Raw genomic sequence first — 14,746 nt, 5'->3', positions numbered from 1 at the left:
AAAATTATTAGGGATTGTGCTCATTCAATCGAGCCTTAAAATCAGCTAGTCGATTGAGGGCTTCAAGCGGAGTCATGGAAAAGAGATCCATCTGTTTGACTTCATCTAAGATAACATGGGGTTTTGGTGAGACCTGTTCGAGAGGAGGGGTATCCACCACTGACTCATCGGAGAGGGACACGTTGTTAGATGAGGAATCCTGTTCAAGTTGGGCTAGAATATTTCTTGCGCGGTCAAGAACAGGTTTTGGTATCCCTGCCAGTTTGGCGACTTGTATTCCGTAGCTTCGATCAGCCTTTCCCTGGATGATTTTTCTGAGAAACAGGACATCTTGCCCTTTTTCCTGAACAAGCACCGTGTAGTTTTTGATCCCTTCTCTGATGGTCTCTAATTGGGTCATTTCATGGTAATGGGTGGCAAAAAGAGTCCGTGCTCCGAGATGTCCACGGTCCAGGATATATTCGGCCAGTGCCCAAGCGATACTCAGTCCATCATAGGTGCTGGTTCCCCTTCCTACTTCATCCAGCAACAATAGGCTTCGGGAAGTCGCCGTGTCCAAAATTCTGGCTGTTTCACTCATTTCCACCATAAAGGTGCTTTGACCGGCACTGAGGTCGTCGGCTGCTCCTACTCTGGTAAAAATACGATCAACAATTCCTATTCGTGCAGACTCAGCAGGCACAAAGCTTCCCATCTGAGCCATAAGTACGATAAGGGCAACTTGCCGCAAGTATGTGCTCTTTCCAGCCATATTGGGACCGGTTATTAACAAGAGTCGGTTGGTGTCCAAGTCTAGCGTTGTGTCGTTGGGAATAAATCCTTCACTTTGCCGGATGTGTTCAATGACCGGATGGCGACCGTCCGTGATCTGAATCGTTCCTCCTTCATGGACTGTTGGCTGGTGATACCGGTTGATGGTTGCCGCTTCTGCCAGCCCTGTCAAAACGTCCAGGGTAGCCAATTGTTCCGCCATTCCCTGAATTCGGGTGGTGGCAGATGCGACACGGAGACGGATCTGCGCAAATAATTGGTTTTCCAGGCTTTTCATTTTTTGGTCCGCACTGGAAAGCCGACCTTCGAGATCCTGCAGTTCACCCGTGGTAAACCGTTCGGCGTTGACCAGGGTTTGTTTCCGGTGGTAATCCACAGGGACTCGCGATAAATTCGCTTTTGTCACTTCAATGTAATAGCCAAAGACTTGATTGTATTTCACCTTGAGAGAGTCGATGCCGGTTCTGGTGCGTTCTCGAGTTTCCATTTCGGTCAGTAAACGAGTTCCTTCTTTGGCCAGGACTCGTAATTCATCCAGTTCCCCATTCACCCCCGCTTGAATTATGCCTCCCTCCTTCACGGAAAGGGGCGGATTAGGAATGATGGTGTCGGCAATCCAGGAGGAGACATCCAGGAGGGGATCCCAGACCTCATGGACATTCTTCAGCATGGGAGACTGGAAAGACGGTAAGAGTTGCTGAAGCACCACCAAATCCTCCAGAGAGCGATGGAGATTGATAAGGTCCCGAGGATTGGCCACTTCCAGGACAATTCGGCTATTCAGTCGCTCCAGATCTTGCACCGTTTTCAGATGGTCACGAATCGACATGCGAACCCCGAGATTCAGGACCAATTCCTTTACCGCTTCCTGGCGCAAGTGAATGGCCGGGACCTGGGTCAATGGACGGACGATCCACTGCCGCAAAAGCCTTGTCCCCATTGGTGTTTTGGTCTTGTCCAATGTGGTGAGCAAGGTAGGACTTTGGCGCTGTTCGGATACAGGCTTGAGAACTTCTAAATTACGCAGGGTGGCCTGATCCAATTGCATTTCATGTTCGAGGATTCGAATCAAGGGGCGTCGTATATGGCTATGTGCGAGCGTTGGCTGGGTTTCAGCCAGGTACTGTAAAAGGCCACCGGCGGCCTGAAGGCCGGATCGGAGTCCATGGAGCTGGAGATCTTCAACCTGATTGACCTGAAATGTTCTGGTGAGGATCGTCCTGCAGGACTCAAGATCAAAGCTCATGGCATCACGAGGCACGATGCGGGCAATAGGCAGGGATTGGAATGCGGATGTCATTTCCTCTTGAAGTGGGGCAGGAAAGATGACTTCTTTGGGCTCAAGGCGGACCAGTTCATCGACGATCTCTTGCAGGGAATGCTTCATCAAGGATTCTGAAATCCAAAATTCCCCGGTTGAAAGGTCCATGGAGGCCAGTCCAAAGCGATTGCCTAGCGTGGTATTTCCCTGGTTGGATAACGGGGTGTAACACAGGGCGGACAAAAAATTGGCCTCTCGTGAAGGAAGGAGTTCATGATCGTACAAGGTTCCAGGGGTATAGACCCGAACGACTTCACGACGAACGAGCCCTTTGGCAAGTTTGGGGTCTTCGACTTGTTCGCATAACGCCACTATTTTCCCGGCTTTCAAGAGTTTTGCGATATATCCGGTTGAAGTGTGATAGGGGACTCCGCAAAGAGGGATGCCCTCCCCTTTGGCCTTGCCTCGTGCGGTTAACACGATGCCAAGGAGTTTCGAGGCTTCTTCGGCATCCTCAAAAAACATTTCATAAAAATCCCCAACACGGAAAAATACAATGGCATCAGAATGTTGAGCCTTCACATCCTGAAATTGGCGCATGAGGGGGGAGAGTTCTTGGTCTTTCATCTGATGAGCCGTTTTAGTCTTTCTTATTGTTGGGTGTAAGGTGAATCGTTGAAAATGAGTACGCTGGCCATTTCAGTTAGGGGTCAGTGTCGGCCCTTGTTTTTTATGGTATTCGGACCGGATTCCCACAAGACAATGGAGGTTCAGTTGTAGGTGGTATCGATAAGTTGAGTCAATGTGGCTTTGGCAAATTTTCTTGAAGGTTGGCCCCTATGCGGATACTCCTGGGGCCACTTCCAGATACGGTGAATAGGCGGACGTCTTCCGCCTCTCCATATTCCAAGCAAATGGTTATGTGGTCGGCGGGTAATATCTGAGGGAACCGTTCAGCCCATTCAATGAGGACAATGGTGTTTGGAGTAAAATATTCCTCTAATCCTAATGTAGAGATATCGGATGGCCCATCAAGACGATATAAATCCACATGAATAAGCGGAATAGCGCCTGAATATTCCTGAATAAGGGTAAACGTGGGACTGCTGACTTGATCCATTGGAATTCGCAGCCCCAGCGCAATTCCACACGTGAGAACGGTTTTTCCTGCTCCCAGGTCACCGGTAAGGGCCAGCACGTCTCCTCCGGTTAACAGTTTTCCTAACCGTTCACCGAATTTTATGGTTTCCTGGGCGGATGTCATCCGTAGTCGAAGGGCATCGTTGCTTGAGGTCTGAGGCGTGGCGTGAGAGGGATTCAGGATCGGAAGCTCCTACGAATGAGACAGAGTATGAGTCAAGGCATGAGGAATAGCGGTCAGCACATCCCCGGCGATCAGCCCTGGTTCACCGATGGTGGCGGCAGCCAGGTCACCTGCCAATCCATGCAGGTAGACGCCAGCCCTTGCCGCATCCCAACCGCTCAAGCCCTGAGCTAACAAACCGGTAATGATTCCGGTCAGGACATCGCCCATTCCTGCGGAAGCCATTCCAGGATTGCCAGTTGGACAAATGGCCACCTGTCCACGGGGTTCAGCGATGATGGTTCGAGCACCTTTCAGTACCAAGATTACCTGATGTTGCATGGCAAACTCTCTACTTACGCCGATGCGATCCTCATTAATTTTTTTTGGGGATGAGGCTCCAAGTAGCCTGGCCATCTCTCCGGGATGTGGGGTCAGGATAGGCGGTTGTTTCATGGATGAAAATATTTGGCAATGTTGCGCTAATCCATTGAGGGCATCGGCATCGAGAACGCAGGGTGCCTTCAGTTGAGGAAGGAGTTGAAGCAAGACCTCTGTTGTTTCAGGAGAAATCCCCATACCAGGTCCGAAAGCCAGAGCTGATTTTGTAGCTGCGAAAGACAGAAGGGCTGGATAGGTCTCACTTCCCAAAAGGTGTTGGGACGATTCCGGCATGGGCTCTGTCATCACTTCCAGAAGCTTTGACTCCAAGATGGGCGAAACGCTTTCAGGGGTGGCTACGGTCACCAGTCCGGTTCCCATACGAAGTGCCCCTAGGCCAGCCATAGCGGGAGCCCCCGTCTTTCCCTGGGAGCCACCAACAATCCCTGCATGTCCAAAGGTCCCTTTATGTGAGGACGGAGGGCGAAGAGGAATGAGGGGACGAACCATCCCCTGAGACAGAAGATGAATCTTGGGCTTCAGATCCGACACAAAGTCCTGGGGAATACCAATATCGATGACCTGGATGGTTCCAACTTTGTCTATGGCTGAACTCAAATACAGGCCGAGTTTCGGGCATCCGAAGGTCACGGTGAGATCGGCCTGAGCAGCGACTCCCAGTATGGACCCGGTATTGCTGTCCAATCCTGACGGAATATCGATGGCCACGGTAAAGCCTTGCGAGGCATTTATTGCTTCAATGGCAAAGGAATAGGGGGGGCGAACCAAAGAAGAGAGGCCCGTACCAAGGAGCGCATCGACAAGAATGTCGGCTTCTTGAGTGAGGGAATGCAGGGACTCCTCCGAGGGATTAACGGTAAACAGAGATGGTCTGATGATCTTGCTTAGCCGCCGATACATTACCTTCGCATCGGGACTGAGTTCCCGGAGCGGAGCCATCAAGACGACCTTCACCTTTGCCCCTTTTTTGGCCAGGAGCCTGGCCACAACAAGGCCATCCCCACCATTATTGCCCTTGCCACAAAGAATGACGGCCTTTTTGCCTTTAGGGGAACCCAAGGCTTCTGTAAGCTGGGTCATCGCACCGGCTCCCGCCCGCTCCATTAAGGTTATGCCGGGAACCTTGGCTTCTTGGATCGTTCGCCGATCAAGCGTTTGCATCTGTTCAGCGGTCACAACCCACATAGGCAGATCCCAGGAGCAAGGAGAAATGAATAGTTAAAGCATGAGTAAGAATAAGTCAGGCGTAGACGGGTCAGAATGAAATTTGAGGTCTGCACGGTTTGTGAATTGACTGGTGCGTATCTCCGGGTCATTCATAGAATTAAGTTGGGGAGATCCTGCTTTTTAATCGTAGACCTTAACCCAGAAGGTGTTTCATGTCGCGGACTGCACGTTCAAGTCCAACAAATATGGCATGAGCAATAATGCTATGACCAATGTTGAACTCTTCAATTTCGGGAATGCTGGTCAGCCGTTTGATATTTCGGTAATTCAGTCCATGCCCCGCACTCACACGCAATCCCAATTTCGACGCGAGTTTGGCGGTTTGCACCAACGCGTCAACCTCAGCATCTTCCTCCTGCTGACGGCGGGTATTGGCGTACCGGCCGGTATGGAGTTCCACGCAATCTGCCTGGATTTTGTGGGCGGCACGAAGCTGATTGATGTCAGGATCAATGAATAGACTGACGGGAATGCCGCCTTCATGGAGTAATTGCACCATGGCTTGAATACGGTCACGATGCTGGATCACGTCCAACCCACCCTCTGTGGTAAGCTCCTGGCGCCTTTCAGGCACGAGTGTCACCAGATCGGGTTTAATGTTCAGGGCAATTTTGGCCACGGTCTCGTCTGCGGCCATTTCTAAGTTGAGATGCGTCTGCACGGTTTCACGCAAAATAGTCAGATCCCGATCCTGAATATGCCGCCGATCCTCCCGGAGATGCACCACAATGCCCTCGGCTCCTGCAAGGTGGACCAATGAAGCGGCAATAATGGGGTCCGGTTCATGTCCGCCACGAGCTTGGCGAAGGGTCGCCACATGGTCGATATTCACGCCGAGTCGTGCCATAAAAGTCCTTTAAAGTCTGGGTGAATAAAGAGCCAAAGAGATCTCATTATGGCAAAAGGGAAAATCTTCCCGCAATAAATGGAAATTTTGTGGCGTGAGAGGGAATTGGATAAAATAACTAAAAATTCCCATTCTCTGAAATTGACTGGTCGTGTCCCCTCATCTAGAATAAAAACTCTATTAAATCGTACGATTATCTATCCATTCCCTTCCAAAACCATCAAGGACGATTCGTCATTTTACACAAACAATGGAACCTTTTTACCGAATTCAACGACTCCCAGGATACGTCTTCTCTCAGGTTCAAGAGTTAAAACTCCAAGCCCGGAAGCGGGGAGAAGACATCATTGATTTAGGAATGGGCAATCCCGACCAGCCCACACCCCGTCATATCGTGGACAAATTGATTGAGACGGCGCGACTCGGGCGGAATCATCGCTATTCGGCCTCACGGGGTATTACAAAATTGCGTCATGCCATCTGCGATTGGTATCAACGAAATTACGAGGTCAGCCTCGATCCGGAGACGGAAGCGATTGTGACCCTGGGGGTGAAAGAAGGCCTGGCGCATTTGGCCCTGGCCATGGTGGGACCGGGTGACGTGGTCCTGGCACCAACCCCCACGTACCCGATTCATATGTACAGTGTGATCATTGCGGGTGGGGAAATCCGTGGGGTTGAACTCGGGCCGGATTCGGATTTTTTCGAAAACCTGAAAAAAGCCTTCAAGCAGACGCAACCGGCTCCCCGGGCGTTGATCATCAGTTTCCCTCATAATCCAACCACTCGCGTTGTTGACCTGGAGTTTTTTAAAAAGGTGGTGGAGTTTGCCCTGGAACACCAAATCTGGGTCATTCATGATTTGGCCTATGCCGATATTGTGTTCGATGGCTACAAGGCCCCCAGCCTTCTTCAAATCCCGGAGGCCAAACAAATTGGCGTGGAATTTTACTCACTCTCGAAGAGTTATAACATGCCGGGTTGGCGGGTAGGATTTTGTGTCGGGAATCGAGAAGTGATTGGTGCGTTGACCAAAATCAAAAGTTACCTGGATTATGGCATGTTCCAGCCCATTCAAATTGCCAGTATTATTGCCTTGAATGGTCCCCAGGATTGCGTGAAAGAAATTGTGGGAAGATATGAGCGACGGCGAAATGCTCTGGTCCGTGGACTTAACCGCATTGGTTGGCAAATCGACTATCCTCGCGCCACCATGTTTGCCTGGGCAAAAATTCCACAACCCTACCTCGGAATGGGGTCGTTGGAGTTTTCCAAGCTCTTGTTGCGAGATGCCAAAGTTGCGGTTTCCCCGGGAATAGGATTCGGCGAAGGCGGCGATGACTATGTCCGCTTTGCATTAGTCGAAAATGAGCACCGGATTTTCCAGGCTGTTCGAGGAATCCGTCAGGCTTTAAAATTTGACGGAGATTCAGAATGAAAAAAGCCATCCAGGTTGGATTAATCGGGTTTGGTACCGTAGGAACCGGGGTCGTGAAGATTCTTCAGGAGAATGCCGGTCTGATTGCAAAACGTGTCGGAATTCCGGTTTCGCTGGTGCGGATTGCGGACTTGGATGTGACAACCGATCGGGGAGTCTCTGTGGCTCAGGGGGTATTGACGACGGATGTTCGGGGCATTCTGGATGATCCTGCGATTGATATTGTCCTGGAATTAATTGGCGGACATGAACCGGCCAAACGGTTTATTCTTCAGGCGCTTGAACGGAAAAAGTCTGTGGTGACGGCGAATAAAGCGTTGTTAGCCGACCATGGTGAAGAAATCTTTGAGGCGGCATTTAAGGCAAGCGTTGATCTCGGTTTTGAAGCGAGTGTCGGCGGAGGTATCCCCATCATTCGATCGCTCACCGAAGGGTTGGCTGCAAACCGGATCTTGTCGATTACGGGGATCATGAATGGTACGTCAAATTATATTTTGACGAGGATGACCCATGAGCGCCGTGATTTCGACGAAATTTTACAGGAAGCGAAACGGGAAGGGTATGCCGAAGCGGATCCATCCCTGGATGTTGATGGGGTGGATGCCGCTCACAAACTGGCTATCATGGTGAACCTTGCGTATGGAACTCCCGTGCCCATGCGGTCCATATTCACCGAGGGCATTTCCCGTATTTCGACGGTGGATATCGAGTTTGCCCGTGAACTCGGGTTTACCATTAAATTGCTGGGAATCGCCAAACTGCAAGAGCATGCCATTGAGGCACGAGTCCATCCCGCCCTGGTGCCGGCCGGATCTCCCATAGCACAGGTCAATGGCGTCTATAATGCCATTCATTTGATTGGTGACGCCGTGGGAGACGTTGTGCTCTACGGCAAAGGGGCCGGATCCCTTCCAACAGCCAGCGCCGTGGTAGGGGACATTATCGATCTTGCACGCAATCGCTTAGCCGGGGTTGCCGGACGGGTTCCTGTAACCTCATTCCAATGGGAATCGCGTGTGCCCATCCCTATTAAGCCGATGGACGACATTGAAAGCCGGTATTATTTGCGGTGCATGGTCAAGGATCAACCCGGGGTCCTGTCGGCCATATCAGGGATTCTCGGGCAGCGTGGGATCAGCATTTCGTCCGTCCTCCAAAAAGGGCGAAAGGAAGGACAAACGGTGCCGTTGGTCATCTTGACGCATCGTTCCATAGAGCGTGCCGTTCAGTCGGCATTACAGGAAATTAATGCACTTTCCATGGTTTCTGAGGCGACGACGTTACTGCGTATGGAGGGGGTGGAATAAGAGATGGGGGCACGTTGTTTCGTAAAAAGGGACAAGCCATTATGATCCCCTGGCGTGGCATTATAGAGGAATACCGGAAATTTCTCCCGGTAGGAGATCAGACGCCGATTGTGTCTCTTCAGGAGGGGAATACGCCACTGATCCCAGCAAAACGCTTAGCCGCGAAAGTGTGTCCGGGAATGGATTTGTATCTGAAGATTGAAGGGGCGAATCCAACCGGGTCCTTTAAGGATCGGGGGATGACCATGGCGGTTTCTAAAGCCGTGGAAAACAAAGCCAGGGGACTCATGTGCGCTTCGACGGGCAATACTTCCGCCTCGGCAGCGGCCTATGGGGCGAAAGCGGGTTTGCCGGTGTATGTCGTCATTCCGGCAGGGAATATTGCATTGGGTAAGCTGACCCAGGCTCTCATGCATGGTGCCCAGGTCATACAGATTGATGGGAACTTCGATCAGGCTTTAACGATTGTGAAGGATTTGTGTCAGGAAACGGCGATTGAGTTAGTTAATTCAATTAACCCGTTTCGTTTGGAAGGCCAAAAAACGGGGGCCATGGAAATCTGTGACCAGTTGGGATATGCCCCGGTCATTCATGCCCTCCCTGTGGGAAATGCAGGGAATATTACTGCGTACTGGCGAGGGTATCGGGAGTACCAGGAAGCCGGACAAACACAAGGGTTGCCTCGTATGTTCGGGTTTCAGGCGGAAGGAGCGGCTCCCATGGTCAGAGGCCATGTGGTGGAGTCACCGAAAACTATTGCCTCAGCCATTCGGATTGGAAATCCTGCCAGTTGGAATTTTGCCCTGAAAGCGTTAGAGGAATCACAGGGACATCTGGATATGGTGACGGACGAAGAAATTATTCGGGCTTATCAATTGGTGGCGAGTGAAGAAGGGGTCTTTTGCGAGCCCGCTTCGGCTGCTTCTCTTGCAGGAATTGACAAAATGAATCGAGCCGGGTTGTTGCCAAAAGAGGGAGTCATTGTGTGTACCTTAACCGGACATGGGTTAAAGGACCCGGATACGGCCATCTCAGTCTCGTATCGACCGGTCACCGTTCCTGCCACTCATGAGGCGGTCAGAGCGCAATTGACAAATACGTAATCCTTCATGACCTCCTGAAAACCAAGATCGTTCATACAACTACTAACTCAATCAACATAGTGAGGCCAAGATCGTGCGAAAAACGATCGTGATTCACGTCGATGGTTTGACGGGACAGTCGTATCAGGAATTAGGAAACCAAACCGTCTTGCAATCAGCTCGGACACCGCATCTGGATGAATTGGCTGGGCATGGTGAACTGGGACGTTTAGGGGTTCCCCGGGAAACCCGTCCATTTTGTGGGGAAATGGCACTCCTTGCCGTCTTAGGATACGATCCACACAAATGGTATACGGGTCCTGGTGCTTTTGAGGCTGGAGGATTAGAGGTTGTGCTGGATGCCCATGATGTGGCCTATCTGTGTCATTTGGTGACTCTCCGTGGTCAGGAGGGATGGGGGGATGGGAAAAAACTTGGTCCGCAGCTATTCATGGCGGACCCCTTTGGCGGAGAAATCGGGACTGAGGATGCTCGTGAACTCATTGATGCCGTCAATGAACAATTGATATCTGAAAGTATTCAATTTTACATGGGTAGCCATCATCGCCATCTTATGGTCTGGGTTGGTGCGAGCGGAAAAGTGGCCTGTCGCAGCCCATACGAGGCCTTGGGAGAGTCGATCGAGGCGTATCTGCCTGCTGGTGACGGATCTCAAATTTTACGTGAACTGATGGCGGCCTCCAGAGCGATTCTATGCCATCATCCTGTGAATCAGGAGCGTCTGAATGCCGGGTTGAAGCCGGCGAATTGTTTATGGTTGTGGGGGTCAGGAAAACCTGTGGAGTTGCCTCCTTTAAAAGAACGGTGGCCAGTCCACGGTATGGTTATTTCCCCGGATGGGCCGTACGTAGGCGTTGGAATGGCCGCTGGTCTTGAGACGGTCAGGGTTGAACATGGGGGAGGAGGAGACCTCGCCTGGTTGCAGGCCTTGGCCAACAGAACTTTGACTGCGTTGGAAAATCACGACCTGGTCTGTTTGCATATTCCCTTTTATGAGTGGGCTTTCAAGGATGGGCAGGCGGTGTCACCGTCACAATTAGGTGAATATCTTGGGCAAGTGGACGAGCAGGTGATCGGAGCCATCCATCAGTCTGATGGAAGCAAGGACTCACATCGGATCGTCGTCCTGGTGACCCCAAGTCCGCATGGGCACAATGATGGAGGGGCTCCTGTCTCGCCATATCTGGTGTTTGAAGGGTCGGAGGGGAAATCCGAAATTCATGCGGTCCCATTGAATGAACGGGAAGTGGCCAACCGTCCCCTCCGTGATGCCACCAAATTGTTTGAGCGGTTTCTGGGGACTCACTAAATCCTATGGCACGGTATATTCAAAAATTCGGCGGGACGTCGGTGGGGAGTCTGGAACGAATCCAAAACGTCGCCCGGCTTATTGAGCGGACCTACCGGGAGGGGCATCAACTGGTGGTCGTGTTGTCTGCGATGAGCGGGGAAACGGATCGGCTCATGAAGCTGGCCAAGACGTTGAGCATCGACCCGGATGACCGGGAACTCGATGTCTTGCTGTCCTCCGGAGAGCGTGTCACGATAGCGCTGATGGCGATGACCCTCAAAAGTCTTGGGATGAAGGCGCAATCCTTTACGGGACGTCAGGTAGGGATTGTCACCGATAGCATGCATACCAAAGCCCGGGTTTCCCGGGTTGATACCGACCGGGTCCTGGGAGCCTTGCGTGACGGGATTATTCCCATCGTGGCCGGGTTTCAAGGGATCAACGCCGCCTCCGATGTGACGACGTTAGGACGCGGGGGATCTGATTTGACGGCCGTGGTGTTGGCGGCGGCGCTCAAGGCGGATACCTGCTTTATTTATACCGATGTGGATGGGGTGTACACGGCCGATCCGAATATTGTGCCCGGCGCGAGACGGTTGGATAAAATCTCCTATGAAGAAATGTTAGAGTTAGCGAGTCTGGGGGCTAAAGTCTTACAGTCTCGTTCGGTGGAGTTAGCGGCTAAATATCAGGTGCCGGTGGAAGTGCGATCCAGTTTTCAAGACGGGCCTGGAACCTGCGTGGTAAAAGAGGATGTCGATATGGAACAAGTTTTAGTCTCGGGGGTCACGGGCGATCGGAATCAAGCCAAGGTCACGGTGGTCGGGGTCCCGGATCACCCTGGAATCGCGGCCACCTTGTTCTGCTCCATTGCCGAGGCCGCCATCAATGTGGATATGATTATTCAAAATGTGAGTCAAGATTCCCTGACGGATATTTCCTTTACCGTGCCCAGAGCTGATCTGACGCGGGGTATGAGTCTTGTTAGAGATATTGCCAAATCAGTGGAAGCCCGGACGGTTGAGGTGAACGAATCCATTGCCAAAGTTTCGTTAGTGGGAGTGGGGATGCGTTCGCATTCCGGTGTCGCAGCCAGAATGTTTCAGACGCTCTCACGTGAAGGCATTAATATCATGATGATCAGTACTTCGGAAATTAAAATCTCTTGTGTGGTGGAAGAAAAATATATGGAGTTAGCAGTTCGGGCCTTGCACCAGGAGTTTGAATTGGAAGTACCTCTGGAGCGCAGAAAAGCCTAGCATGGGGATGTGTGTCTATACCGATGGGGCATACGCGTGATATGAATTCTCAATTTCCCATCATTGAAATCTACGATACGACCCTCAGGGATGGGGCCCAGGCCGAAGATGTCAGCTTTTCGGTGGAGGATAAGGTTCGTATCGCCCTTAAATTAGATGAGCTGGGGGTTCCGTTCATTGAAGGAGGGTGGCCGGGAGCCAACCCGAAGGACATTGAGTTTTTCCACGTCATGAAATCGACTCCATTGGAGCACGCCAAAATCGTGGCATTTGGTTCAACGCGAAAAGCCAAAAATACGGCAAAGGCCGATCCGACGCTGGAAGCCCTCTTATCCGCTGAGACGGATATTGTGACCATCTTCGGGAAAAGTTGGACCCTGCATGTGACGGAGGCCCTGGAAACGACGCTGGCCATCAATTTAGAACTGATTGCCGATTCCATTGCCTATCTCCGATCAAGAGGGCGGCAGGTGTTTTACGATGCCGAACATTTTTTTGATGGCTATAAAATGGATCCCGCCTACGCCATGAAAACCATTCAAGCCGCGGTAGAGGCCGGGGCGGAGCGGATCGTGTTGTGTGATACCAATGGCGGAACGATGCCCTGGGATATTGGTGAGATCTTTGCGAAGGTTCGCAAGAACTGTTCTGTTCCCCTAGGTATTCACGCACACAATGATGCGGAGATGGGCGTCGCCAATTCATTGACTGCCGTGCAAGCGGGAGCGATCCAGGTCCAGGGAACCATCAATGGTATTGGAGAACGGTGCGGGAATGCCAACCTGTGTTCCGTGATGGCTAATTTAGAATTGAAAATGGAGCGAACCGCTCTGGGAGATGGTCGATTAGCACAGCTTCGCACGATTTCCAATTATGTGGCCGAGATGGCAAATTTGACTCCCAATAAACGACAGCCTTATGTGGGAGATACCGCATTTGCGCATAAGGGGGGGGTGCATATTCACGCGGTGCAAAAAAATCCGCTTACCTATGAACATGTGAACCCGGATGTCGTTGGCAACCATCGCCGCGTACTCATTTCCGATAGCAGTGGCCGAAGTGCCGTGTTTGGAAAGATGGAAACCTTCGGACTGGACCTTCCTCAGAATAATCCCAAGGTACTCGAATTACTTGATTCTCTTAAAACGTTGGAATATGAAGGCTACCAATTTGAAGGAGCGGAAGGGTCTTTTGAATTGTTAGTGAGGAAAGCGATGGGGACCTATACGCCATCGTTTGAATTATTGGGGTGCCGGATCATTGTCGAGAAACGGAAAACCAAAGAAGACCCAATTTCGGAAGCCACGATCATGGTCAAAGTCGGGGAAGTGGTTGAACATACCGCGGCGGTTGGTGATGGACCAGTGAATGCTCTGGATCATGCCCTTCGCAAAGCTCTGGAGCATTTTTATCCCCAGTTACAGGAAATGAAGCTGCTGGACTATAAGGTCCGCGTGTTGACAGGACGACATGGAACCGGTTCTCGTGTGCGGGTCCTCATTGAGTCTGGTGATCACAAAGAGAAATGGGGGACGGTCGGGGTGTCGGAGAACATCATTGAAGCCAGTTGGCAGGCGTTGGCCGATAGTATTGAGTTTAAACTCATGAAGGAGAAGCCGCAAACATAATACCGTCTCTCCGACCATAGGCTGACAAAGGGGAATCCTCTGAAGAGCCCGGTTCTTGACATCATCTGCGTCGCCCGTTACGTTGCTGCCTGCAACAACGGTCAAAAGCGTGAATTCACAATCCGTATGAACGGTCTTCGATACTACTTGTGAGGGGGTTTTGATTTATGCGCAAGGCTGACATTGCTGAAATCATTACAGAGACGGCAGCTATCCAAAAAACTGACTCAATGGAAATGGTGGAGCATGTTCTGGATTTAATTAAGTCCATGCTTCAAAAAGGAGAGGTCGTCAAAATTGCCGGATTCGGCAACTTTGTTGTCCGGAACAAGGGAGAGCGGAAAGGCAGGAACCCAAGAACCGGAGAGGAAATTGCCATTACGCCAAGACGAGTGGTGACTTTCCGGCCAAGCCAACTTTTTAAGAAATATGTCAATACTTGACTGGCAAGAATTTCGCTATCGGTCTCGTTCACTCTCTTGATAGATACACCGTGGGGTGAGTGCAGGTATGGGGGGTGGAACAAAACACGAGGATAAGGCCTTTTATAAAATAGGGGAAGTCGCCGATTTGACGAATCTTCCTGCGTATGTCTTGCGGTTTTGGGAGTCGGAATTCATTTTCCTTAAACCGAAGAAAAGTCAGGGGAAACATCGAGTCTATTCGAAAAACGACATTGAAACGGTCTTTGAAATTAAACGAATGCTCTACGATGAAGGGTATACCATTGCGGGTTTGAAGCGATATTGGTATCGCAAAAAACGGTCAGAAAAAACCGCTCAAGTCCCAAAAGACCGTGTGGAAAAAGCAAAGGTTGAACTGCAAGGTATTTTAAAGATCCTGGGACGAGCGACGATGTAGGTCATCGGACAAAATGAAGGATGGGAATACGACTGGTGAGAATCATGT

At 51.0% G+C, this 14,746-nt stretch carries 12 protein-coding genes; 8 read left to right on the top strand and 4 right to left on the bottom strand.

Going from position 1 to position 14,746, the window contains the following annotated elements; all coding sequences use genetic code 11:
• Positions 1-7 precede the first annotated feature (7 nt).
• The 4 genes from mutS to ACWHYD_RS17145 all read right to left on the bottom strand — a co-directional run bounded on the left by mutS (position 8) and on the right by ACWHYD_RS17145 (position 5,811).
• Entirely contained in the window at positions 8-2,659 is a 2,652-nt protein-coding gene (gene mutS, locus ACWHYD_RS17160) for a DNA mismatch repair protein MutS (protein ID WP_447963240.1), read from the bottom strand.
• 172 nt (positions 2,660-2,831) lie between these two features.
• Positions 2,832-3,296 (bottom strand): tRNA (adenosine(37)-N6)-threonylcarbamoyltransferase complex ATPase subunit type 1 TsaE, encoded by a 465-nt coding sequence (gene tsaE, locus ACWHYD_RS17155; RefSeq protein WP_447963239.1) that lies wholly within the window; start codon positions 3,294-3,296, stop codon positions 2,832-2,834.
• Positions 3,297-3,365: 69 nt separating this feature from the next.
• Positions 3,366-4,922 carry an NAD(P)H-hydrate dehydratase gene (locus ACWHYD_RS17150; RefSeq protein WP_447963238.1) on the bottom strand — a complete coding sequence of 519 codons (1,557 nt, stop codon included), beginning with the start codon at positions 4,920-4,922 and terminating at the stop codon, positions 3,366-3,368.
• A gap of 175 nt (positions 4,923-5,097) precedes the next feature.
• Positions 5,098-5,811: a pyridoxine 5'-phosphate synthase gene (locus ACWHYD_RS17145; RefSeq protein ID WP_447963237.1), complete on the bottom strand. Its 714-nt coding sequence runs from the start codon at positions 5,809-5,811 to the stop codon at positions 5,098-5,100.
• Between the two features lie 250 nt (positions 5,812-6,061).
• Between ACWHYD_RS17145 and ACWHYD_RS17140 the strand changes: the two genes are divergently transcribed.
• The 8 genes from ACWHYD_RS17140 to ACWHYD_RS17105 all read left to right on the top strand — a co-directional run bounded on the left by ACWHYD_RS17140 (position 6,062) and on the right by ACWHYD_RS17105 (position 14,698).
• On the top strand, positions 6,062-7,249 hold the full coding sequence (locus tag ACWHYD_RS17140; RefSeq protein ID WP_447963236.1) for an aminotransferase class I/II-fold pyridoxal phosphate-dependent enzyme: 1,188 nt from the start codon (positions 6,062-6,064) through the stop codon (positions 7,247-7,249).
• Complete coding sequence (locus ACWHYD_RS17135; protein ID WP_447963235.1) at positions 7,246-8,556, top strand: homoserine dehydrogenase; 1,311 nt, start codon at positions 7,246-7,248, stop codon at positions 8,554-8,556. The genes ACWHYD_RS17140 and ACWHYD_RS17135 overlap by 4 nt, the downstream gene beginning before the upstream one ends.
• 41 nt (positions 8,557-8,597) lie before the next feature.
• Positions 8,598-9,659, top strand: coding sequence for a threonine synthase (gene thrC, locus ACWHYD_RS17130; RefSeq protein ID WP_447965892.1), 1,062 nt, complete (start codon positions 8,598-8,600; stop codon positions 9,657-9,659).
• Between the two features lie 73 nt (positions 9,660-9,732).
• Complete coding sequence (locus tag ACWHYD_RS17125) at positions 9,733-10,968, top strand: hypothetical protein (protein WP_447963234.1); 1,236 nt, start codon at positions 9,733-9,735, stop codon at positions 10,966-10,968.
• 5 nt (positions 10,969-10,973) lie between these two features.
• Entirely contained in the window at positions 10,974-12,209 is a 1,236-nt protein-coding gene (locus ACWHYD_RS17120; RefSeq protein WP_447963233.1) for an aspartate kinase, read from the top strand.
• Between the two features lie 41 nt (positions 12,210-12,250).
• Positions 12,251-13,837, top strand: a complete 1,587-nt coding sequence (gene cimA / locus ACWHYD_RS17115; RefSeq protein ID WP_447963232.1) for a citramalate synthase — start codon at positions 12,251-12,253, stop codon at positions 13,835-13,837.
• Positions 13,838-14,004: 167 nt separating this feature from the next.
• Positions 14,005-14,280, top strand: coding sequence for an integration host factor subunit alpha (locus ACWHYD_RS17110; RefSeq protein ID WP_447963231.1), 276 nt, complete (start codon positions 14,005-14,007; stop codon positions 14,278-14,280).
• Positions 14,281-14,347: 67 nt separating this feature from the next.
• On the top strand, positions 14,348-14,698 hold the full coding sequence (locus ACWHYD_RS17105) for a MerR family transcriptional regulator (RefSeq protein WP_447963230.1): 351 nt from the start codon (positions 14,348-14,350) through the stop codon (positions 14,696-14,698).
• Positions 14,699-14,746 lie beyond the last annotated feature (48 nt).

The sequence above is a fragment of the Nitrospira sp. Ecomares 2.1 genome (assembly GCF_965152585.1).
This window is presented reverse-complemented; position numbering and strand designations above follow the sequence as displayed.